Origin of the sequence: Enorma massiliensis phI, from assembly GCF_000311845.1 — a bacterium.
Lineage (GTDB): Bacteria > Actinomycetota > Coriobacteriia > Coriobacteriales > Coriobacteriaceae > Enorma > Enorma massiliensis.
This window is the reverse complement of record NZ_HE978575.1, coordinates 186422-210071: the sequence shown is the minus strand read 5'-3', so window position 1 is coordinate 210071 and position 23650 is coordinate 186422. Positions and strand designations below refer to the sequence as shown.

The following is a 23650-nucleotide window of genomic DNA, read 5'->3' as shown; positions in this document are numbered from 1 at the left end:
GACAGCATCGCTCAGTTGGGACAGCTTCCCCTAATGGACCAGCGTCGCTTCGCTTGGCGAGCGTCGCCCCACCTGGCAAGGGTAGCCCCACCTGGCAAGCGTCGTCCCACGTGGCCAGTGTTGCTCGGATCGGCCCGTGGTTGCACTACTCCCCCAGCGGTGCCCTAGTCGACCTTCACAATGGGCGCAAAGCCCTTCATGAGCTTCTTGACCTGCCCGGTCTTCTCAAACTTAACTTCGATCATATCGCCCGAGGCGGTGATGACCGTGCCCGTGCCGAACGTCTTGTGCCGCACGGTGTCACCCGGCGCGAACACCTCCGCTGCTTTCGCCGCATCCGGACGGCGCTGCTCCACCTTGGGGGCAGGCGCCGCAGAGCGCTGGCGATGCGAGGTGCCGCTGCCGAACGTCGACGGCTTCCTTCCGGCGTCGGGGCTGATGCTGGTATGGCGCACCGCACCGCCGGTAGAACGCGTGTAAGAGCCAAAGACGCGCCCGCCGTACATGTCGGACCCCACGCCGGAACCGAAGGTGCCGCGCCGGTCGCCGCGCTTCTCCCAACCGGTGCCCTCGAACCCGGATGAGCCCACGCCGGAGAACTCGATATCCGCTGCGGGAATCTCGCCCACAAAGCGGCTGCGCGGATTGGCCTGCGTGGAACCGTACGTGCGGCGCGTGGCGGCATACGTGAGGAACAAGCGCTTGCGAGCGCGCGTGATGGCCACGTAGGCCAAGCGGCGCTCCTCCTCGAGCTTTGCAGGGTCGTCGGTGAAGCCGGCCACGTGCGGGAAGATGCCCTCTTCCAAACCGGCCACGAAGACCGCGGGGAACTCCAAGCCCTTTGCCGAATGCACGGTCATCATGGTGATGGCGCGCGTCTCACCCGCGAGCGCGTCGAGGTCGCTGCGGAGCGCAAGCCACTCGAGCAGCGCCGGGAGCGCCTTGCAGGCAAGGGCTCCATAGGTGCGGTCGATCTCATCGGCCGTCTGGGCCGCGGCGGCCGCAACGGGCGCAGGCGGCTGCGGAGCGGCGACCTCCTCTGCTCCTACGGTCAGCCCAGCCGCACGGAGCTCCTCAAGGCTCTCGAGCGTACCCTCGATATCGTCGTGACTCTCCTCGAACTCGGCCGCTACGCCCAGGAATTCCTGGATGTTCTCCACACGGCCTTCGGCCTCGGGCGTCCCCTCAGCACGAAGCGCCTGCATAAGGCCGCTCTGCTCCACAATGGCCTCGACCACGCGCTGCAGCTCACCGTCCATGCGGCGCCCCTCGCGCACAATCGCCACGAAGTCACCGAGCGCCGCGCGCACCTTCGCGGAAAAGCGCCCGGTCTCGGCGGTCGCGATCTCGCATGCCTGGAAGAAGCTGCATCGGTTCTCCCGCGCGAGCTCCTCGATCTTGGCGATAGAGGTCGACCCTATGCCGCGGCGCGGCGTGTTGATCACGCGCTTGACGCTCATCTCGTCGGCAGGGTTCACAATCATCTTGAGATACGCCATGACGTCGCGGATTTCCGCTCGGTCGAAGAAGCGCGTGCCGCCCACGATCTTGTACGGCACGCCGGCGCGCAGGAACATATCTTCGAGGATGCGCGACTGCGCGTTGGTGCGGTAGAACACGGCGATGTCGTCGTAGCTCATGCCGCCCGCGCGGAGCTTCTCGATCTCGCTTGCGATCCAACGGCCCTCGTCGCGCTCGTCGCTCGCCTGGTAGGCCTGGATCTTCTCGCCATCGCCCGCCGCCGTGAACAGGCGCTTCTCCTTGCGCTGGCTGTTGTGGCGCACCACTGCGTTGGCCGCGGAGAGAATGTGCCCCGTGGAACGGTAATTCTGCTCGAGCTTGACCACGTGCGCCGCAGGGAAATCTTGCTCGAAGTCGAGGATGTTTGAGATGTCCGCGCCGCGCCAGGAGTAGATGGACTGGTCGTCATCGCCCACGACCATAAGATTCTGATAGCGACCAGCCAAGAGGTTCGCGATCTCGTACTGCACGTGGTTCGTGTCCTGGTATTCGTCCACGCTGATGTAGCGAAAGCGCTCTTGGTACTTCTCGAGCACCTCCGGGCGCGTGCGCAAAAGCTCGAGCGCGCGCACGAGGAGGTCATCAAAATCCATGGCGTTTGCCGCGCGCAGGCGCCGTTCAAGTTCGAGGTAAACCTGTGCGGCCTTCTGCTCGGGCGGGGTCGATGCGCGCCGGCTGAACTCGTCGGGATCGACCATGGCGTTCTTCGCGGCGCTGATCTTCGAGCGGATCATATTGAGCGGATACTGCTTCTGCTCGATGCCGAGCGCCTGCATGATATCGCGCACCATGCGACGCGAGTCGTCGTCATCGTAGATGGTGAACTGCCCCGTATAGCCGAGCAGATCGGCGTCCTCGCGGAGCATGCGCACGCACATGGCGTGGAAGGTGCACACCCACATGCCGCGCGTGCCGTCGGGCAGGAGCGCCCCCAAGCGCTCGCGCATCTCGGCCGCTGCCTTGTTGGTGAAGGTGATGGCGAGGATGCGCCAAGGAGCTATGCCAAGGTCTGCCACGAGGTGTGCGATACGGTATGTGAGCACGCGCGTCTTGCCCGAGCCGGCACCAGCGAGTACGAGCAGCGGGCCTTCGGTAGTAAGGACCGCCTCCTTCTGGGCGGGGTTGAGCGAGTCGATGTCTACCGCGTAGGGCATGCGTTCCTCCGGCGTGTCGGCGATGATACGCGGGCGACGGCTGAGGCCGAAGCGATGGCCAATACCGAAATGGCAGCTACGGCCAAAGCGACAACCGAAGTCGCGCCCGTTCTGGAGCCAACATAGTATACCTGCCCGCCCGGACACGACGCGCCACCGCAAAACGCTCACTCGATATCACGCGGATTTGTCCTGCGCCCCAAGCCCAAGCGGATATGCCTCCAACTCACGTACGGGGGGGCAATCCGCTCGATTGGCTGGGCCGGCCCGACCCGATTTCAACTTTTGGGCACTTCAAGCGCGACCTCGTCAGTAAAGGGCGTTCCAGGCTGACAAAACCCCAGCTCACGCATGGCGCGAACTGGGGTCTACTTCGGGTGATGCGCTTGTAGTGCCCAAAAGTTGAATGCTCATTGCCAACACGTGGCGAATCTCTCATCTGCAAGCGCTCTTAGCGCTGTTCTTCGTACGCCTCCTCGCGGCGAGCAACCTCGTCGATCAGAATCGTATCGCCATGCTTCGACGCGACCACCGTAACCAGCATGAACACCGCCATGAGCGTGATGTAGGCGAAGAGCATGGTGGGGGCGGCGTCCATGACCACGCCCGAAAGGATTGGCGTCACCACCTGCGCCGCCATCGAAACCGTGTAGTAGTAGCCAGAATACCGCCCCACGCTGTTGGCATCGCAAAGCTCAAGCAGCATGGGATACACGCACAGATCTACGCCGCCAAGGGCAGCGCCCATGAACAGGAACACCACGTAGAATGCCGGCGAGAACCCCGGAGCAAGCCAGATGATCGCCGAGCCCGCCACCATCACGAACGACGTGATGACCGCCATGCGCTTGCGCCCGTATTTGAGCGACAGGTTGGCGATGGGCACATACGAGAGCAGTCCGCCCGCGATGGTCACGATGTTGATGATGGCATAGCTACCGCCCGCCATGCCAAAGAACATGTCGGCATAGCGCGAGATGTTCGTGGTCATGGCGTTGTAGCTCATGTAGTAGAAGAACGTCGCGGCCAAGATCATGGCGATGGAGAGGCGCACCGACGGGTCCTGGATGCGCTGCTTGCCGCCCGCCTCGGGCGAGTCGTCGGTGTCGATCTGGGCCTCCTCGATGCCCATCTCGAGGCTCTTCTCGTGCATGCGCTCAACAAGCTGGGGCTCGCGGATGCGCCAGAAGTACAGGAGCGCCGAGCCCAAGATGAACGCTGCCTGCAAGCCGAAGAGCGGCAGATAGTCCGGATGCTCGACGTCGGGCACGAGCAGCGTGATGGCCACGAGCATGACGCCTGTGCCCGCGTAACCGACGATCTTCTCGATGGAATCGGCCTTGGTACGAAGCGGGCGCGGCGTGATATCGGCAACCACCGCCACCGTCATGGTGCGATACGAGCAGATGGCAAGCAGCGTAAGCAGAATCATGGCAATAAGCAGCGGGAAGCTCCGCATGTTGTTCGCCACGGCGATGAGCGGCACCGCGATGGCCGCGACTACCGAGCCCGCCATGATGAACGGCGTGCGCCGGCCGAGCTTGCTCGCGCAACGGTCCGAAAGGATGCCGAAGAGCGGCAGCAGGAAGAGACCGAAGATGTTGTCGAGCGCCATGACCACGCCCGTTGCGGCGTTGTCCAAGTTAAACGTATTCGTGAGCATGAGCGGCACGATGCCGTCGAACACCTGCCAGAAGCTAATCATGCCCATAAAGGGCAGCGCGGCGAAGGCAACGCTCGCGTAATCGAGCTTTGAGGCGCGCTTCACCGCCGTCTTATCCTGTGATGCCATGGCTATCCCCTCTCCTTGGTGATACGTACCGGATGAATCACAGACACCCGGTGTCCACGAACCAAATGAAGCGCCAACACCCGGTGTCTGCGCTTCATTCTGGCGTCAGCTTTCGAGTTGGTCGAGATGGGCGAGGAACGAGACGTAGAACTCAATGCCCTTCTTGTACACGTCTACGCCAATGCGCTCGTTCGCCGTATGGATGAGCGACCGCGCCTCACCGGAATACACGAAGCCGCAGAAGCGGTATACGCGGTCGCAAATCGCATTGAACTCACGCGAATCGCTGCAGGAGCTCTGTACGTACGGCGCGAACCCGGCCGTCGGGTACACGCCCTTTACGCAGCGATGCAGATAATCGAAGGCCGGATCGTCGCCAAAGGGGCTCACCGGCGCGGGCTCGGTATAGGGAACCGAATCGTTGACCTCAACGGTCACCTGCGACGCCCCCACGCCCGACGCGGCCGCCTCGGCAAGCGCCTGGGTGCGGGCGCGCTCCGTGGCATCGGCAACGGTTTCGAAGGGGGCGATGCGCACGTTGAAGTTGGCGCGCGCCACGGGCGGCAGCACGTTGTGTGCCGGCGAGCCCTCAAGCTGCGTGAGCGCATAGGTTGAGCGAAGCATGGCAGCGGTCTCGGTGATTCCTGCCATAATCTTTGCCACCAGTGGGCGCGTAAGCCAGAGGTTCGAGAACACGACCTTGTAGAGAAGACTGCTGTGGCTCGCGAGCTCCGCGAGCATGGCATCGAGCGCCTCCGTGAAGCACGGCATGCCCGGGTTCGCGCCGATACGCTCGCATGCGCGCGCAAGCAGCCGCGGAGCATCGTTTGCCTGCGGCGTCGAGGCGTGCCCGCCATCCGCCGTGGCCGTCACCGTAAGGTCCACGTGACCCTTCTCAGACACGCCCACCATGGCGACCGGCACCTTCACGCCAAGCGGCGTATCGGTGGCGACCGCTCCGCCCTCGTCGAGCACCAGGTACGGATGGATATCGTGATCGCGCAGCCATGCGACAGCATCGCGCGCGGCCGGCCCGCTCGTCTCCTCGGCATTCGACGAGAAGTACCACACGTCGCGCGGAGGCACGTAGCCGCGCCCGATCAGATGCTCCGCCGCCTCGAAAAAGCCGCCCACGATGCACTTGGTATCCAGGGAACCGCGCGCCCAGATCTCGCCGTCGATGACCTCGGCTCCAAAAGGATCGTGCTCCCACGTTTGCCCCTCGACCGGCACCACGTCGTGATGCGCCATGAGCACGATGGGATCGAGCGATGCGTCCTCGCCCGGCCAGCGTAGGAGGATGCCGAACTCATCGATGCGGGTGAGCTCGCAGGCGGAAAACGTCTGCGGATACAAGCGCTGTAGCGTAGGGATCCAGCGCTCGAACGGCTCGCGGTCGACCAGCTCCGGATCGTCGCGCGAAACTGTGGGGATGCGCAGCAGCTCGCGGAAGCGATCAACCGCATCGTCTCCCGCGCGGTAACCGCCCGCATCGAGCGGACTCCCTTGCGGCCGTGCAGGCTTCATGCTCAAGGCGCGTGCCACGCATACGCCTGCAACCGACCCCGTAGCGATAGCGGCAAGCCCCGCCGCCGCCTTGATGATCGTGCCCTTGCCCATAGCCTCTTCCTCCTTCATCACGGCTGCCCGCACTCGCTGGCATCGGCGCGCTCGGATGCTGGTGCCGACCCGACACGAGCACCGGTGCGGCACCTTCCATGCGCTCGCACAGCCTCCTCCATGCGCCGGAGCGGCCTCCTCCATGCGCTCGCATAGCCTTCTCAAAGCTCAAGCCGATTATCTGCGATAAGGTCTCTGGCAATAAGGATAGCCCTATCTGCCGGCAAGATGGGCACGAGCCGCAAACGGAACGACGGCGCAACCAAGCGGCTGCCCTACCCAGCGCTTGTTGCTTTCGGGCGCGATTCGAACACGCGGCGCGTTGGCGGGCAACATCCGGGCGCTGGAAGGTTGTCGGGCGACATCCGGACACATCATGCGTTGTCGGGCGACTTTTGGACGCTCAAACGCCTCCGAGCGTCCGAATCTTGCCCGAGAACGCTCGCGATGTCCGAAAACCGCCCGAGAATCCCGCGGCGTCCGGACGCCGCCCGGCAAATGCAGCGCAATTACCACAACGCTATAGATACTCAGGAGAATGCCGCGATGAGCGCATCAAAAGACGCACGCCTGCCGCACGTGCGCGCGCATGCTTCCACGTTCCGAATAATTTCCTAACTTCGGAATGCCCCCTGCGAAGATACACTATCGTTACATAGATACTGCCATTCACGTACGAGGAGGGCCGCTATGCCACTCACCCCAACCCCGCATAACAGCGCCGTCGCGGGCGATATCGCCAAGACCGTACTCATGCCCGGCGACCCACTGCGCGCAAAGTACATCGCCGACACCTACCTCGACGATGTTCGCTGCGTGAACGAGGTGCGCAACATGCTCGCCTTTACGGGAACCTATCAGGGCAATCCCGTTACGGTAATGGGCCACGGCATGGGCATACCGAGCATCGGCATCTACTCGTACGAGCTCTTCAACTTCTATGATGTCGACACCATCATCCGTGTGGGCTCCGCCGGCGGCTACGCCGACGACCTGCAGCTGCGCGACGTGGTGGCCGCCCAGGGCGCATGCACCAACTCGCGGTACGCGCACCAGTTCAACCTCCCCGGCGACTTCGCGCCCATCGCAAGCTTTGACCTGCTGGAGCGCGCGGTTGCCGCCGCTCGCGCGCAGGGCGTGAACATTCGCGTGGGCAACGTGCTCTCGAGCGACACCTTCTACGAAGAGACCACCGATGCCGCGCTCGCGTGGAAGAAGATGGGCGTGCTCGCCGTTGAGATGGAGGCAGCCGCGCTCTACATGAACGCCGCACGCGCGGGCAAGAAGGCGCTGTGCCTGCTCACGATCTCCGACAAGCCGCTCACCGGCGAGGGGCTTCCGGCAGATGAGCGCCAGACGAGCTTCAACCAGATGATGGAAGTCGCCCTGGCCCTCACCACTCCCGAGGCGTAACGCTTCGCCCTACCCGCCGCGCGGCGCCCCTGAAAGCCCGAGCGGCTTCGCATGAAGGGGACCAGCATGACCGATTCCGAACTAGTTGCAGCAGCGCTCGAAGCCCGAGAGCGAGCGTATGCGCCGTATTCGCATTTTACGGTCGGGGCCGCACTGCTCTGCAGCGATGGCTCCGTCTACGGCGGATGCAATGTCGAGAACGCCGCCCATGCTCCGGGAACCTGCGCGGAGCGCACGGCGTTCCTCCGGGCGGTGTTCGACGGCCACCGCGACTTTACAGCAATCGCCATCGTGGGAGGCCCCGCGGGCAAGCCTCCCACCGCACCCTGCGCGCCATGCGGCGTGTGCCGCCAGGTGATGATGGAATTCTGCCAGCCGAACGCTTTCCGCATCATCCTCGCTGGCAACCCCGGCCAACCGAAGTCCTACACGCTGGACGAGCTGCTGCCCCTGGGCTTCGGCCCGGAAAACCTCGCCGGCAACCTGCCCGACTGCTGACCGAAACGCCCAAAACCCGCCGCGCGGAGAAGGAGCCTCCTATGCGCATGTACGACATCATCGAGCACAAGCGCGACGGCCGCGCGCTCTCCCCCGAGGAAATCAGCTACTTCGTCCAGGGCTATGTAGCAGGCGAGATTCCCGACTATCAGGCGTCGGCACTCCTCATGGCCATCTTCCTGTGCGGCATGGACGCGCGCGAGACAGCCGCGCTCACCCTCGCCATGGAGCATTCGGGCGATGTGGTGGACCTGAGCGGGCTCGAGGGCATCAAGGTCGACAAGCATTCCACCGGTGGCGTGGGCGATAAGACCTCGCTCGCCGTCGTGCCCATCGTCGCCGCGCTCGGCGTACCCGTCGCCAAGATGAGCGGGCGCGGGCTCGGCCACACGGGAGGCACCCTCGATAAACTCGAAAGCATCCCCGGCCTCACCACCGGCATCGACCGCGAGCTCTTCTTCCACATCGTGCGCGAGCATGGCGCGGCCATCATCGGGCAGACGGGAAACCTCGTTCCGGCCGACAAGCTCATCTACGCCCTGCGCGACGTCACGGCCACGGTCGATTCCATCCCGCTCATCGCATCGAGCATCATGAGCAAGAAGCTCGCTGCCGGCTCCGACCGCATCCTGCTCGACGTCAAAACCGGATCGGGCGCGTTCATGAAAGACCTCGATGCCGCCATCGACCTCGCCCGCGCCATGGTCTCAATCGGCGAGGAAGCCGGGCGCGAAACGGTGGCGCTCATCACCAACATGAACCGCCCGCTCGGGCGCGCCATCGGCAACGCGCTTGAGGTCATCGAGGTCGTCGAGACCCTGCGTGGCCACGGTCCCGAAGACCTCGCCCACGAATGCTGCGCCCTGGCTGCCGAGATGCTCGTCCTCGGTGAGCGTGCGTCCACGATCGACGAAGGCCGCACCCTGGCTGAGCAGGCCATTGCCAACGGCTCCGCCTTCCGCAAGCTCTGCGAGATAATCGCTGCCCAAGGAGGCGACGTCGGCTATCTCGAGGATACGAGCCGCTTCGGGAGGGATGCCATCGCCCATGAGGTCGAAGCGCCCTGCGACGGTTATCTCGGCGCAATCGACACGACCGCCGTGGGTACGGCGAGCGTTGAGCTTGGCGCCGGACGCGAGAAAAAGGACGATCCCATCGACCACCTTGCCGGTATCACGCTCCTCAAAAACCGAGGAGATGCGGTGCGAGCGGGCGAGGCGGTCGCTGTCCTGCACACCGCAGATGCGGAGCGCCTGTCTCGCGCGCTCCCCACGTTCCAGGCAGCCCTCACGTTCCAGGAGAACGAGCCCGAACCCGAACCGCTCTTCTTCGCCCGCGTGACCGCACGAGGCGTCGAGCGCTACGGCTGATTCACGCCGCTCGCCGCCATCTCGCGCTACCATAGCCTCACCCGAATGAAAGGACCGCAATGCACCTCACCCGCGCCTCGCTCGCCACATACATGGACCACACGCTGCTCAAACCGGAGGCAACGGCAGCCGATATCGACCGCATTGTAGCCGAGGCGCGGCAATTCGGCACCGCCTCGGTATGCGTGAACCCATACTGGGTCGCTCGGGTGGCAGCAGGGCTCGCAGGCAGCGGCGTTAAGACCTGCACGGTCATCGGCTTCCCGCTCGGAGCGACCTCCACGGCGTCCAAGGTTGCCGAGACGCGCGACGCCACCGCCCACGGCGCGCAGGAAATCGACATGGTCATCAACATCGGCGAGCTCAAGGCCGGCAACGATGATGCCGTTCGCTCCGACATCTCGGCAGTCGCCAACGCCGCGCATGAAGCGGGCGCGCTTCTCAAGGTGATCATCGAGACCTGCCTGCTCTCCAACGAGGAGAAGCGCCGCGCCTGCGAACTCTCCGTTGCCGGCGGCGCCGACTTCGTGAAAACCTCGACCGGCTTCTCCACGGGCGGGGCCACCACAGCCGACATCACTCTCATGCGAGAAACCGTTGGACCAGAGCTGGGCGTCAAGGCCTCCGGCGGCATCCGCACGCTCGAGGCAGCAATAGCCATGATCGAGGCCGGCGCAACCCGTTTGGGCGTCTCGGCCGCCGTCTCCATCCTCGAGGAGGTCAACGAATGAGATACCAGCGCATCCTCGTCATCGTCATCGATTCTATCGGCGTTGGGTTCGCCCCCGACGCTAACCGCTATAAGAGCGCTGGCGCCGACACCCTCGGGCATATGGCCGAATACTTCGAGCGAGAGCTGGGCCGCCCGCTCAACATCCCCACCATGGCGCAGCTCGGCGTGGCATATACGCACCCCGGAGGCCTTGCCGGCGTGCCTGCACCCCAGGCCCCGCGTGGCGCGCACGGCCGCATGCAGGTCATAAGCCTGGGCAACGATTCGCTCGACGGCCACTGGGAGATGATGTGCCTGCCCACTCGCTTCCATGTGGATTACTTCCCCGAAGGATTCCCCGAAGAGCTCCTCGACAAGCTCCGCGCCTTCTCCGGCCGCGGTATTCTCTGCAATAAACCGTACTCAGGCACGCAGGTCATCTACGATTATGGCGAGGAGCAGCTGCGCACGGGCGACCTCATCGTCTACACCTCGGGCGATTCCGTGCTGCAGATTGCGGCGCATGAGGACGTTATCCCGCTCGACGAGCTGTACCGCATCTGCGAGTACGCCCGCACGCTCATCAACGGACCCAAGATCACCATGGGGCGTGTAATCGCTCGGCCATACGTGGGAACCTGCAAGGAAGATTTCCAGCGCACGGCGAACCGTCACGATTACGGGCTTATGCCCACGGGCCCCACGGCGCTTACCATGCTTCAAGATGCCGGCTACGACGTCATCTCGGTTGGCAAGACATGGGATCTGTTCTGCGGCCAGGGGTTCGACCGAACCTACCACAACGAAAGCAACATGGACGGCATGGACCATGTGGACGAGGTCATGAGCCAGGACTGGCGAGGGCTGTGCTTCACCAACCTCGTGGACTTCGACGCCGTCTATGGCCATCGTCGCAACGCCCGAGGCGACGGGGAAGCGCTCGAGGCGTTCGACGAACGGCTTGCGCGCGTGATGGACGCCATGCGCCCGGACGACCTGCTCATGGTTACCGCGGACCACGGCAACGACCCCACATACACCGGCACCGACCACACCCGTGAGCTCGTGCCGCTGCTCGCATGGTCGCCCTCCATGGCGGCACATGGCACCGATCTGGGGCTCCGCTCCACGTGTTCGGATCTGGGGGCTACGGTTCTCGACAACTTCGGCGTCGCGGGCAACGGCGAAGGAGAGAGCTTCCTTAACCTCGTGAGCTAGCAAATAGTGAAAGCAATGATAAACCAGACCAGGTAGCTTTTATCATTTTCATAGCACACGGCCGGGCCGGGACGCTCTCAGCACGTCCCGGCCCGGCCGCCATCGAAACGACATGACAAATGACAAAACAGACCGGGTAGTTTTTATCACACGTTACACGAGACCGAACATCGGGCCAATAACGAAGAAGTACGCAAGCACGAGCGCGCCCAGCACGATGCGGTAGATGCCGAAGGCGGTAAAGGTATGGCGCCGCACGAATCCCATGAGCCACTTGATGGCAACGAGCGAAACCAGGAACGCTACGACGCAGCCAACGACCATGATGGAGATCTCGTTCATCCCGAACGTGCCTCCATCGAGAAACACGTACTTGCCGAGACGCAGGGCGCTTGCGCCGAACATGACCGGAATGGCCAGGAAGAACGTGAACTCCGCGGCAACAGAGCGCGTCGTACCCAGCAGCAAGCCGCCAATAATGGTCGATCCGGAGCGCGAGGTTCCCGGAATGAGCGAAAGCACCTGGAACACGCCGATGCCCAATGCGGTAGACCACGGCAGATCCTCGAGCCTCGTGATGGAGCCGAAGTCGCCGCCTTCCGTGGGCTCAGCATCTTCGGCCGGACGAGCGAAGTGAGCCCCTGCCGGGCGGCTACCCGGGCGCACGCCCTCAGCCGCCACGCGAACCTCGAGCTTATGAGCGCGCCACCGTTCGATCACGATGAACGCAACGCCGTAGACGATGAGAGCCGCGGCCACCACCGGAGCGTTGTAGAAATGCTCCTCCATGAAGTCGTCGAACAGGATGCCGATCACCGCGGCAGGAATGCACGCAACGATGATCTTCCCCCACAGCGTCCAGGTGGCGCGACGACCCTCCGGGCCTTTGCTCGGGCTAAACGGATTGAGCTGGTGGAAGAAGTACACGCACACCGCTAGGATGGCGCCCAGCTGGATAACGACCTGGAACATGCTCCAGAACTCTTTCGTCACGTTCAGGCTGATGAATTCATCAACGAGAATCATGTGACCCGTCGAAGAGATGGGCAACCACTCGGTGATGCCCTCGACCAGACCGAGAAACGCCGATTTGAGCAGCTCGATGATATCCAACGTATCCCCTTACCGTTCGCGAGCGCGTCAAGGTAGGCGCGCCGTAAAAGTGCATATGACTTCATGCCATTATCGGGCCGCTCGCGCGACGCAGGCGAAAAAAGCGCCGACGTTCACAGAATAATAAGGAGCCGTGCGCATGGGGCAGGGTATAACGGAAATCGAAGCAGCGCGCTCAGACCGAGCCGCTGCGCCGTGCTCGGCAAAAAGGAGGCACACGATGGTAGAAGAAGGCTATGGCAAGGTTTTCGTCGCACTCGACGGTACCGACCAGCAGGATTTTGTGCTCGCGCGCGCCATCAAGGTAGCTGCGAATAACGGAGCGAAGCTCTACATCGGGCATGTTATCGACTCGACAGCGCTCGAGTCTGCCGGCGCTTACCCCGTCGACCTGATCAACGGGCTCGAGTCTGCCTTCAGGGACTCCATCGCCGTTGCGGTCGAGGAGGCCAAGGCCAACCCGGATATCCCCAGCGTCGAGATCATGGTGCGCTCCGGCCGCATCCGCGAGACGCTCAAGGACGAAATGCTCGATGCGGTAAAGCCCGACCTCGTCATGTGCGGGGCCCGCGGGCTTTCCTCCATCAAGTACGCCCTCCTTGGGTCGATCTCGACGTTCCTGCTCAGGAGCTCTGACTGCGACATCCTCGTCGTGAAGTAGCGCTGCTCCTCATAGGCGGCGAGGCACTTGCTTCGCACTCAAACACTCCCGAAAGGCCCGGCTTTGCTGGGCCTTTCTTGGTAAAGCGAACAGGGGGCAAACGCTCTGTTGCCACCCCGCCGCCTTCGCAGCCGTTTGCTTGCATGGGCACTGCGTTCTCGGGCGGCATCCGGACATCCCGGGCATTCTCGGGTGAGATTGGGACGCCTGCTGCGTTCTCGGGCAGCATCCGGACGCCCCGGGCGTTCTCGGGCGACAATCGGACGCCCCACGGCGTTCTCGGGCGACAATCGGCTATCCCATGGGTTGTCGGGCAAGATCGGTACGCTCCGAGGCTCAAAACTGGCGAAATGTCGCCCGACAACCCCTCAGGTGTCCGGATGCTGCCCGAGAACGCATCGGATGTCCAAATGTCGCCCGACAACCACCCAGCGTCCACGCATTGCCCGGCAACACCATCGGCACCGGAGCAGAGCCATCTCAAGAGGGACCGTGGCACAGACGTTCATGCCAGTTTTGGGAACTTCTTTTTCACGCATCGGCAAACACCTAGGCATCAACGCAGCAAAACCCCAGGATTGCACGAGGGCATCATGCGCTTACCGGCACCAGACCAAATAGATATTCCCATTACTGGAACGAACGCATCTCAGGCGTTGGGGGCGCTAGAGGACTGCCCCCCCCGATCGACATATTGGAACTTATTCGTAGAAAACGAGAACGTGATCGCGAAGCCCTCACCCTCCACCGAATCGGCCAAGACCCCAACGCCCATCTTGTCGCACAACCGTTTTACCAGGTAAAGACCGATTCCCGTTGAGCGCTTGCCACTGCGGCCATTCTCGCCGGTAAAACCCTTGTCAAAAACACGGGGAAGGTCCGCCGCGCTTACCCCGCAACCGTTATCGCGCACGGTGAGCTCAACGCGCTCGCTCGCGTTCCCTCGGTCGCGCAGCACGCCGCTAAACTCAAGGCGCGGGTTGTCCCGTCGAGCATATTTGGCCGCGTTCTGAATCACCTGCCCGAAGATAAACTCAATCCACTTTTCATCGGTGAACACCTCGAAGTCGAGATCGTGCATCACCGGTGCCATATGCACGCCGATGAGCGTCGCTGCATTCGCCTTTACCGACGCGGCAACCAAGTCCCCCAGCCGATACTTTCGAATCAAGTAGTCGCGGTCAACGGTTTCGGAGCGAGCGTAGAAAAGCGCCTGCTCGATAAAGCCCTCAACGCGGCACAGCTCGTCGTCGAGCGCGCGCAGCTTATCGACCGATTCGACGTGATCAGCCTCGGCTCGCAGATTGTCGAGCATGAGGTGCGCAGCCGCGAGGGGAGATTTCGCCTCATGGACCCAGGTTTCGATATATTCCCGATACTCCGATGCCTGCCTGCGGTAAGCGTTCACCCCGTCGTTTGCTGCCTTCGAGATGGCGCTCAGGGCATCGTACGTGATGGCGCCCTCTAGGTAATCGGGACGCTCGACCACCTCGGACAGCCAGAGCGGCCGCTGTGCGTCGTCGGCGCACGAAACAAGGTCGTCGTAGAAGGGGCGCTTGCGCACCCAGTCTGCGGCGAGCGCGAGCGCCAAGCCCAGGCACGAGATGATGGAAACGAGCACGATGACCGCAAGCCCCGCGCCCGAAACAGCAAGGATGAACGCCGAGAGCGCGACCGCCGCAACGACAAGCGCGATGGTGGGCAGGCAGGAGCGGAGATAACCGAGCAGATTCATAGCATCCGCCTACACCGAGTATCCGCGGCCGCGATGCGTGGCCAGATAATCTTTGACGCCGATCTTCGCGAGCGTCGCCCGCAGGCGGTTGATATTGACCGTAAGCGTGTTGTCGTCGATGAACGCGTCCGAATCCCACAGGTCGCGCATGATGTCCTCGCGCGAGACGATGGTGCCCGCCCGCTGCATGAGCAGCGCGAGGATGCGCATCTCGTTCTTGGTGAGCTCGACCGTACCGCCCACCGCCGTTGCCGTGGAACGCGAGAGGTCAAGTGTGACGCCATGATGCTCGAGGATGCTGCGGTCGGCCGCGCCCGTCGCACGCCGCAGCAGCGCCTGGATGCGCGCCACGAGCACGCGGGAGCTATAGGGCTTGGGAATGAAGTCGTCTGCGCCCATGGTCATGCTCATGACCTCGTCGATCTCGGTTACGCGCGAGGTAAGCACGATGATGGGGACCTCCGAGACGGCGCGGAGCTCGCGGCAGACGAACTGGCCGTCGGTGCCGGGCAGCGTCAGGTCGAGCAGCACGAGATCGGGACCGGCGGCTTGAATGTCCTCGATAACGTTTTCGAAGGTCTCGCAAAACGCCGTCTCGAAGCCGTTGCGCTCAAGCACCTGCACGAGCTCGCCCCGGATGGAGGCATCGTCTTCGACTACATAGATGAGGGGCATGGGAGCACACCTTTCTGCAAGCACCTTCGCCCCGGCAGGATGCGGGAGCGGCTTTGTCCCATTATGCCCCAAGCGCGAACCCCAAGCACGGGCTCGCACCTCGAAAGGCCGAATTGCACCCGCCCGCCTTTCGTGCGCTCACGGACGCGGCCGCCTTAGCGAGCCCTGTCGCGCAGGGTCTCGAAAGCATCGCCGAAAAACGCTATATATGCCGTATCGCTGGAAGCATCACCGTGCGGCCCCATGTCTTCGGAAGCATCAGCGTCCACTGGCCGACAGCTTGAAACCTCGGCCGCCAACACCCCTTCTTGCGCACCACATGCATCGGATACAGCTCGAGAAGCCGAGGGCAGCGAACCCACTACAACTACACCGTGCTCATCGGAAACAAGGAAAGGCACACCCGCGCACCCAGACGCCACACGGCCAAGGTCGGGCTCGTAAGCAACGGCCAGGCCCTTGGTTTCGGCGAGTTGGCGCACGAAGGTCATGGCTCCGCACAGATGCTCCCCGGCGGGAGCCCCTATGGTGAGCGTTCCGGCGCACATCGCGCAGAGCACCTCGGGAGCGACGCCGGTTTCGGCCGCTTCGCCGCGAGCCTCCCTAGCGCGCGCCGCAAGAGCGCCTGCCGATGTATCGGCCAGCGGCTCGTACGCGCCCGAGCTCATGGCCGCCTGGCCCTCAACGTCTACGACGAGCATGAGCACGCCGTCGGCTGCAACCGTCACGTCTTCGGCGAGCGACCACTCAATATGCTGCTTGACCCATCCGAGCATGTTTGTCGTGAGCGGCTTTCCCGCCACGCTTCGCTGGGAGAGCGCACGCATATGCCGGTTGAGCAGGGGCACGTGCCGCCCTGCCAATCGCCATCGGCATACGAGCACCGGCTCTGCCAGACGGAATCCCTGTTCTGCGGTATCGCTCATACATCCTCGCATCGTTTCGTCATACACAATGAGACAAAGAAACCTGGCACAACTGTCTCATATCATATTGCCGAATGGCGCAAAGGAAAGGGCAAGGGCCCAGCATCTTTATCCCAAAGCCAGCGGGAATGAAGAAACCTGGCGCCCTTGCCCAAATCACCTCAATGAGTAGCCCCGAGGTCCAGATGCTAAATTGGGGGCTGCCCCATTTGGCATATTAGTGGCGGAAGTGGCGAGTGCCGGTGAAGATCATCGCGATGTCGTGATCGTCGCAGGCCTTAATGGACTCGTCGTCGCGCACCGAACCGCCCGGCTGGATGATCGCGGTAACGCCATGCTCCGCCAGCACGTCAACGTTGTCGCGGAACGGGAAGAAGGCGTCGCTCGCGGCGACGAAACCCGTAGGCTCGACGCCCATGCGCTCGCAGGCGTCCTCGGCGCGCTCGCAGGCGAGGAGCGCCGAATCCACGCGGTTGGGCTGGCCCGGCCCCATGCCGATGCCCGCCTGGTCCTTTGCCACAAGGATGGCGTTGGACTTCACAGTCTTCACCACGTTCCAGGCAAAGAGCAGGTCGCGCATCTCCTGGTCGGTCGGCTTACGCGAGGTGGGGCAGGTGAACTCGGACGGATCCTCATCGACCGTGTCCACGCACTGCACCAGCATACCGCCGTCGACGGAGCGCAGCTCGAGCTTGGCGTGGCCCTCGGCACCGCCGGTGGCGAGCACGCGCAGGTTCTGGCGGCGGCTCAGGCGCTCAAGCGCCTCGGGGGTATAGCTCGGCGCGATGAGCACCTCGACGAACTGCTTGTTCACGTCGGCGAAATGCTCGACGAGCGAAAGCGGCACCTCGCGGTTCACGGCGATAATGCCACCGAAGGCGCTCTTGGGGTCGCACGCAAACGCGCGATCGTATGCGGTCGTCACGTCACCGGCAACAGCGGAGCCGCAGGGATTCTGATGCTTCAAGATCACCACAGCGGGCTCGTCGAACTCGCGCACCGCGTTCCACGCCGCATCGGCATCGAGGAAGTTGTTGTACGAGAGCTCCTTGCCTTGGATCTGCTCAGCGCCCACCAACGGATTGGGCGAGCTGCCGAGCTGCTCGAAGTCGCTCCCAAAGCGGAAGACCGCTGCCGTCTGATGCGGGTTCTCGCCATAGCGCAGATCTTGCACCTTGGTAAGCTGCATACCGAACACGCTCGGGATATCGAACGGATCATCCGGGTCGATGGCCTCGTCCTGCAGCTCAAGATAGGTGTTGAGCCACATGGAGATGGCCGTGTCGTACGCAGCCGTACGCGTGTAAACCTTCGCTGCAAGGCGACGGCGCGTGTTCTTGGTGGTCGCGCCACCATGGACGTGCATCTCCTCGAGGATGGCATCATAATCTGCCGGATCACATACCACGGTCACGGAATCGTTGTTCTTCGCAGCCGAGCGAAGCATGCTGGGGCCGCCGATATCGATATGCTCGATGGCATCTTCGAAGGTCACGTCGGGCTGGGCGACGGTCTTCTCGAACTCGTACAGGTTCACGCAGACGAGGTCGATCATCTGGATGCCGTGCTCTTCCGCCTCGGCCATATGCTTCTTGGAATCGCGACGCGCGAGCAGGCCGCCGTGAACCTTGGGGTGCAGCGTCTTGACGCGCCCGTCCATCATCTCGGGGAACCCGGTGAACTCCTCGATTGGCGTAACGGGGATGCCCGCCTCCTCGAGAACCTTTGCCGTGCCTCCCGTCGAGATAACCTCGACGCCGAAGTTCTCGACGAGCGCATGCGCGAACTCGACGATGCCCGTTTTATCGGTCACCGAGATGAGCGCACGCTCGATCCTGCCTTCTGAACCCATTAGCCCTCCTTGCCGCAGCGCCGATTGCCCAGGCAACCATGCAACAGTAGATATCCCAATAATGTAGCGCAACGAGCGGACGTTAGCGTACTCATATGGCGTTGTTCTGAAGAAAATGCCGGGTAACCGGGCAGCGACACTACCTCTGACAGCAGGGTATGAATCAATATGCTGCGCCTTGACCCAGTATCCACTTCGCAACCGCAGGTCAGGGCAGGTAGAGAAGGAGCCACCCGTGGTCTCACACGTTCAATACCGGTCATTCATGAATGAGGATTTTGAAGATATCGCCGAGATGCTCCGCCGCATCTGGCACGACCGTTCCCGCAACGAGCTCTATAACACCCTCGAAGCGCGCTACGATTTAGCCCACTGTCTCTCCATTTCAACGTTTTCACTGGTAGCGGTGGCAAACGGCGAAGCCATGGGCATCGTGCTCGCTCGGGCTCCCCATGGTAGCCAGGCCCGCAATAGCGCCATCGACGCCGACGCATGGAAACGGCTTGGAAACAACCTGCGCCACGACATGGCACGAATCGATCCTGCGGCCGTTCGTGAATTCGATGCCGCGATCAAAGCCGAGCAACGTGCGAACGAAAAGCTGACCGCCGCCTGCTCCGTTGAGCAAGCGGGGCAGGTCACGCTCCTCGCCGTGAGCCACCGGGCCCGCGGCTTAGGGATAGGCAGAGTACTGCTCGATGCGGCATGCTCCTTCTGCCAAGATGCTGGCGCCGAACAGGCGTATCTCTTCACCGATACCGATTGCTCCTGGCAATTCTATGAGCGCCACGGCCTCAAGCGAGCCGCCGCGCACCAACCAGAACAAAGCGAACGGGCACTGCTCCCCAGCGAGATGTACCTCTATACCGCAGACCTCGCCCGTTAACCAGGCGCAGCGGATAGAGGGCAGAACAGGCAAGCGCGCTACGGGGCGCCAAGACCTCACGAGATATCGCCGCCTCGCAAGGCGCTAACACTTCGCGAAACGCCGCTGCCGCTGCAAGGCAGCGCTCTCGCAGGGTGCCGCCCCAGCAAAGCACCGTTCTCCGCCGAGCGCCGGAACCCCGCAGAGCACCGCCAGCCGCGTAACGCCGCTAGAACGAGCCGCCTCCGCCGCCGCCAACGCCGCCTCCGCCGCCGCCCGAAAATCCTCCGCCAAACCCCGATCCAGAACTATTCGCGCTGCTTGCAAGCGCCGCCGGGCTAATGGCGCTATTCGTATCTGCACGGTCAAGAGGGCTCGTATGGTGCCGCCCGTGCGGGATGTACCACCAATACATGGGGTAATATCCGCCGGCAACCACCGCTTCGGAGGGGATGAGCCGAGCAAGGTCCCTCACGAGCTCGGAGTCGAGCCCAAGCGCGACGGCATAGACCAAGATGTCGCCCCACTGCGCCGGATCGGAAGGGGCGGCGCAATCGCGCGCCTCATACTCTTTGAGCCACCGCACGAAAGCGTCGCAGCGAGCCCGGAGCTCAGCGCCCTCGGGTGTCAACCGTTTAAGCGTGCACCCCAGCACCATGCCGATAAGGGTGAGCACCACCGAGATGACCATAGGAATCCACAGCTCGCCAACGACGCCAACAACAAGAACGCCCACCAGAATCGCTCCGCCGGCAACCAGCGAGACCACCGATCCGGTCTTGCCGGTCGATGCGATGAGCCCGCGCTCGCTGAGCGCGGCATCCACCTCACCAGTGAAATCGTCCACGAGCTCTCGATAGCGCTCAGGATTATCGCCCGCGTAGTCGGACATCGAATCGAAGCTCACCGCGGGCCGGTTGGAACGGAAGAAGAGCCGCAGCGCCGCGCCATCGATACTCGCCTCCTCACGGCGAGCGGGATCGAGAAGCCTGAGACCATATGCCCGCGAAGGGGGCCGATCGCCATACTCGGGCTCGTCTTCCGCGATAGGACCGCCTTCGGCAGCAGGCGGTTGAGAACCGGGGCCGTCGATACCCACCGCACCCTCAGCGGTTAGCTTGATAAGCGTCGAAGCGAAGGCCCGTTCGTTCACGGTCCCTCCCTGATCGAACGCGGCGATGACCGCAGGATGATCATGGCTCGGAAGCTCGTCAAGGTACGTCTCGCCGAAATGGGGCACAGGCGAGCGATGGGTCGCCTTGACGACCGCGAGCACCAGTGCGAAGGCGCCCGATACGGCCACCATCACGATGCTTTGCACCATGCGCTCGGATCGTTGCCGCTCACGACGCTCATTGGCCTCCCGTGCCCATGCCTCCTCCTCGGAGACGATGGTCGAAAGCCGCTCTTCGCTGGACCCTGTTCCACTCGCAACCAATTCGGGCACCCACGCGAGGGGGAACGCGACCCGCGCCTCGGCATAGGTGCCACTCGATACGACCGGAACACTGTAGCGAACCTCGGGCACCGTTGCATCGGGTTCGACGGTGCCGTCGAGTGGGCCATGCCCCCATGCACGGAAGTTTTCTCCACGAACCGCCCGCTCCGCATCCTGCGAGCCGTTAGGGAAGGAGATGACGAGCATCACGTCCTGCGAGCTCTCCTCCCAATCGGGGCCGACAAACTGCCAGTACAGCTCTGCGGTATCGGCCCATGCCATCACCGCCCCTTGGAGCGTGTAGCTCACCGTGACCTGCTGCACGCCATCTTCGCTATGGGGCTCGTAGACCATAAGCTGGACCGTGCCATCGCTGCGCTCGACCGTATACACACCGCTATCGCCGAGCGAGGCGGAGGAGACTTGGCTAAAGGACGTCCCCCGCGCATCACCCTCTGCGCCAACGCGAACATCCGTCACGGTAATGCGCGAAAGACCGCCCTGCTCGTTATACGATTCCGGAATATTCCAGTAGACGCCGTTGCCGTCGTCGCTAAACTCGAATACCCGCGTCTCGGTCACGCGCACATCGCCCGAGGCCTGCACGTCGGCAGAAATGCGCACGTGAGGATAGCTGTCTGCAAAAGCCAGTGCTGGGAGCGCCAAAACGATCGCACAGATAATTGCGCACGCCGTCATAACAAGCGCTACCGCCTTGTGACCCTGCCCGGCCCCGCGCCGGCGCCCCCGGCAGGCCCAGCGCCCGCGGTCGGCTCCGCGCCCTTGACCGGCACCGTACCTCACGATAGTTTCGCGCTTCACCATGATGTTGACAGGTTCCATGGCACCGCCCCACATGTGTCCTATAGTTGGGCAAAGTATAGCAAGGCAACCGGACAGAAACGTCCCGTCTGCGGCGAGCGGGCAAGCGCTGGTGAGTTGGCATGTGCCGACAGGAGGCAGGTACGCACCGGCTACGGAGCGCTGCCATGCAGGCCAAGGCAACCGCAAAGCTCCCCAGGGGCCAAGATGTGTTGGAGTTGAGGGGAACCGCGGCGCGCGTATGGATTCGACCGTTTGGGTATATCTTACGCGACAGCATACGTACCCCTCCCCACAGGGCGAGCAGAAAGAGGCAGCCATGGCCATGAACGAGAGCGTCTCGTCGGTCCTCAACGAGCAGATCAACAAGGAGCTTTACTCCGCTTACCTGTACCTGACCTTCGCCGATTATTACGAGGATCGCGGCCTCAAGGGCTTTGCCAACTGGTACGAAATCCAGGCGAAGGAAGAGATGGACCATGCCATGGCCATCCGCCGGTACCTGCTCGACAACGACTTCACGCCCACCATGGAGGCCATCGCCAAGCCGGACAAGACGTTCCAGAACGATCTAGAGCCGCTTGAAGCGGGCCTGGAGCACGAGGAGTACGTGACGAGCCTCATCCATCACTGCTACGAGGTGGCTCATGAGGTCCACGATGTGCGCACGATGAAGTTCCTCGATTGGTTCGTATCCGAGCAGGGCGAAGAGGAGACCAACGCGCGCGACATGATCACGAACATGAAGCTCTTCGGCAGCGATCCCAAGGGCCTCTACGACCTTGATCGCGAGTACCAGGCACGCGTCTACACGCAGCTTACGGCGCTGCCGCTGTAGCGCACCCGGTTGCGCCCTTGCCCCGAACGCGACTCAAGGGGCAGGGCGTGCGAACCTGAACGAGCAGGAGCAGCTCGTTACCGCCAGCAGGCGCGCGCTCCGCGTGATATGCCATCGTCTGGCAGCTTTCATTGCCCCCCTTTTCCGAAGGGCCCCGCATCGCAAGGTGTGGGGCCCTTGTGGTTGCAGGAACATCGACGCCCCGTGAATGCGGGGAACACCAAATGCCAAGGGCGTTGCGACATGGAGCGTCACAGCCCTTATGGATGCGGAACTTCACGAACCTTGCGCGCTCATCTGCGCCCTTATGGCTTTGGAACGTCGCCTGCCCGCCCCCGCCCGCAGTCGCGTATACTCGTGCGCATGGATACCGAACACGGACAAAGCAAACTCGTCGGACGCTTCGCCCCGACTCCGTCGGGACGCATGCACCTCGGCAATATATATGCCTCGCTGCTCGCCTGGCTTTCCATCAGAAGCGCAAACGGAACGCTTCTCCTGCGCATCGAAGACCTAGACGAACGCACCCGCAGCGGCCCTTGGACGAGCCTACTGCTCGACGATTTGCGCTGGCTGGGGCTCTATTGGGAAGGCGAGCCCGTCTTTCAGCACGATCGAGAAGAGCTGTATCGCAATGCGGTGGAGCGCCTTGCTGCAGCCGGCCTCACCTACCCGTGCTTCTGCACCAGAGCCGAGCTCCACGCCGCGAGCGCGCCCCATGCGAGCGATGGGACCCCCGTGTACGCGGGAACGTGCAGGAATCTCACCCCTGCGGAAGTTGCCGCCCGAAGCGCCGTAAGGCCGCCCGCAACGCGCCTTCGAGTTCCCGTGTGCGAATCACCCGAAGGAACCATCTCGTTTACCGACCGCGTCTTCGGACGGCAACGGCAGACCCTCGCGCTGGAGTGCGGAGATTTCCTCATCAGGCGCAGCGACGGGGTCTTCGCCTATCAGCTTGCCGTTGTGGTTGACGATGCAGCGATGGGAGTGAACGAGATCGTTCGCGGATGTGACCTGCTGAGCTCTACGCCGCGGCAAATCTACCTTCAGCGTCTGCTCGGATACGATGAACCGAGGTATGGCCATATTCCTCTTCTGCTTGCGCCAGACGGAAGGCGTCTCGCCAAGCGCGACCACGATCTCGATATGGGAGAGCTTCGCCAGCGCTTCGGTACAGCCGAGCATCTTCTGGGATGGATTGCCCATCTGGCCGGAATCACCCCCGATGACAAGCCGCGTAGCGCTGAAGAGCTGGTCGCCTTCTTCTCATGGGATAAGCTACGGGAGCACCATGAGAATATCGTGATCAGGCGCGCAAGCCTCTAGACCGCCACACAGCACCCCTGCGCATTCCGTTTCTTGCGCAATTCTCAAGAGGCTGAAGTTCGTCCTTGTCTTCAGGCCTGAAGATACGCTAGTATAGTTAG

At 62.9% G+C, this 23650-nt stretch carries 18 protein-coding genes; 9 read left to right on the top strand and 9 right to left on the bottom strand.

Annotated elements, in window-relative coordinates:
• Positions 1–164 precede the first annotated feature (164 nt).
• The 3 genes from HGEM_RS07620 to HGEM_RS07610 form a co-directional block, all read right to left on the bottom strand.
• Positions 165–2675 (bottom strand): ATP-dependent helicase, encoded by a 2511-nt coding sequence (locus HGEM_RS07620; protein ID WP_019128836.1) that lies wholly within the window; start codon positions 2673–2675, stop codon positions 165–167.
• A gap of 451 nt (positions 2676–3126) precedes the next feature.
• Positions 3127–4467 carry an MFS transporter gene (locus HGEM_RS07615; RefSeq protein ID WP_019128835.1) on the bottom strand — a complete coding sequence of 447 codons (1341 nt, stop codon included), beginning with the start codon at positions 4465–4467 and terminating at the stop codon, positions 3127–3129.
• 105 nt (positions 4468–4572) lie between these two features.
• Positions 4573–6087 carry a M20/M25/M40 family metallo-hydrolase gene (locus tag HGEM_RS07610; RefSeq protein ID WP_019128834.1) on the bottom strand — a complete coding sequence of 505 codons (1515 nt, stop codon included), beginning with the start codon at positions 6085–6087 and terminating at the stop codon, positions 4573–4575.
• Between the two features lie 690 nt (positions 6088–6777).
• Between HGEM_RS07610 and deoD the strand changes: the two genes are divergently transcribed.
• From deoD to HGEM_RS07585, 5 genes are all read left to right on the top strand, one after another.
• Positions 6778–7500: a purine-nucleoside phosphorylase gene (gene deoD / locus HGEM_RS07605; protein ID WP_019128833.1), complete on the top strand. Its 723-nt coding sequence runs from the start codon at positions 6778–6780 to the stop codon at positions 7498–7500.
• 66 nt (positions 7501–7566) lie between these two features.
• Entirely contained in the window at positions 7567–7998 is a 432-nt protein-coding gene (gene cdd / locus HGEM_RS07600; protein WP_019128832.1) for a cytidine deaminase, read from the top strand.
• A 41-nt stretch (positions 7999–8039) separates the two neighbouring features.
• Positions 8040–9368 carry a pyrimidine-nucleoside phosphorylase gene (locus tag HGEM_RS07595; RefSeq protein WP_019128831.1) on the top strand — a complete coding sequence of 443 codons (1329 nt, stop codon included), beginning with the start codon at positions 8040–8042 and terminating at the stop codon, positions 9366–9368.
• Positions 9369–9427: 59 nt separating this feature from the next.
• The gene (gene deoC / locus HGEM_RS07590; RefSeq protein ID WP_019128830.1) at positions 9428–10099 is read left to right on the top strand and encodes a deoxyribose-phosphate aldolase; all 672 of its coding nucleotides are present in this window, start codon (positions 9428–9430) and stop codon (positions 10097–10099) included.
• A complete protein-coding gene (locus tag HGEM_RS07585) occupies positions 10096–11298 on the top strand; it encodes a phosphopentomutase (protein WP_019128829.1) in 1203 nt (400 codons plus the stop codon). The genes deoC and HGEM_RS07585 overlap by 4 nt, the downstream gene beginning before the upstream one ends.
• A 153-nt stretch (positions 11299–11451) precedes the next feature.
• Here HGEM_RS07585 and HGEM_RS07580 read toward each other — a convergent pair whose 3' ends face one another.
• Positions 11452–12411, bottom strand: a complete 960-nt coding sequence (locus HGEM_RS07580; protein WP_019128828.1) for an undecaprenyl-diphosphate phosphatase — start codon at positions 12409–12411, stop codon at positions 11452–11454.
• A gap of 220 nt (positions 12412–12631) precedes the next feature.
• Here HGEM_RS07580 and HGEM_RS07575 point away from each other — a divergent pair, with 220 nt between their 5' ends.
• Positions 12632–13072: a universal stress protein gene (locus HGEM_RS07575; RefSeq protein WP_019128827.1), complete on the top strand. Its 441-nt coding sequence runs from the start codon at positions 12632–12634 to the stop codon at positions 13070–13072.
• Positions 13073–13721: 649 nt separating this feature from the next.
• Here HGEM_RS07575 and HGEM_RS07570 read toward each other — a convergent pair.
• The 4 genes from HGEM_RS07570 to purH all read right to left on the bottom strand — a co-directional run bounded on the left by HGEM_RS07570 (position 13722) and on the right by purH (position 18260).
• A complete protein-coding gene (locus HGEM_RS07570; RefSeq protein WP_019128826.1) occupies positions 13722–14807 on the bottom strand; it encodes a sensor histidine kinase in 1086 nt (361 codons plus the stop codon).
• Positions 14808–14816: 9 nt separating this feature from the next.
• Positions 14817–15482, bottom strand: coding sequence for a response regulator transcription factor (locus tag HGEM_RS07565; RefSeq protein ID WP_019128825.1), 666 nt, complete (start codon positions 15480–15482; stop codon positions 14817–14819).
• Positions 15483–15637: 155 nt separating this feature from the next.
• The gene (locus tag HGEM_RS07560; RefSeq protein WP_019128824.1) at positions 15638–16408 is read right to left on the bottom strand and encodes a hypothetical protein; all 771 of its coding nucleotides are present in this window, start codon (positions 16406–16408) and stop codon (positions 15638–15640) included.
• A 217-nt stretch (positions 16409–16625) separates the two neighbouring features.
• Positions 16626–18260 carry a bifunctional phosphoribosylaminoimidazolecarboxamide formyltransferase/IMP cyclohydrolase gene (purH, locus tag HGEM_RS07555; protein WP_019128823.1) on the bottom strand — a complete coding sequence of 545 codons (1635 nt, stop codon included), beginning with the start codon at positions 18258–18260 and terminating at the stop codon, positions 16626–16628.
• Positions 18261–18495: 235 nt separating this feature from the next.
• On the opposite strand from purH, the gene HGEM_RS07550 reads away from it, so the two are divergent.
• Complete coding sequence (locus HGEM_RS07550) at positions 18496–19146, top strand: GNAT family N-acetyltransferase (protein WP_019128822.1); 651 nt, start codon at positions 18496–18498, stop codon at positions 19144–19146.
• A 208-nt stretch (positions 19147–19354) separates the two neighbouring features.
• Here the strand turns inward: HGEM_RS07550 and HGEM_RS07545 are convergent, their stop codons facing one another.
• A complete protein-coding gene (locus HGEM_RS07545) occupies positions 19355–21406 on the bottom strand; it encodes a DUF2207 domain-containing protein (RefSeq protein WP_051008501.1) in 2052 nt (683 codons plus the stop codon).
• Positions 21407–21704: 298 nt separating this feature from the next.
• On the opposite strand from HGEM_RS07545, the gene HGEM_RS07540 reads away from it, so the two are divergent.
• Positions 21705–22223 carry a ferritin gene (locus tag HGEM_RS07540; protein WP_019128820.1) on the top strand — a complete coding sequence of 173 codons (519 nt, stop codon included), beginning with the start codon at positions 21705–21707 and terminating at the stop codon, positions 22221–22223.
• Between the two features lie 363 nt (positions 22224–22586).
• Positions 22587–23549: a tRNA glutamyl-Q(34) synthetase GluQRS gene (gene gluQRS / locus HGEM_RS07535; protein WP_051008521.1), complete on the top strand. Its 963-nt coding sequence runs from the start codon at positions 22587–22589 to the stop codon at positions 23547–23549.
• Positions 23550–23650: the final 101 nt, after the last annotated feature.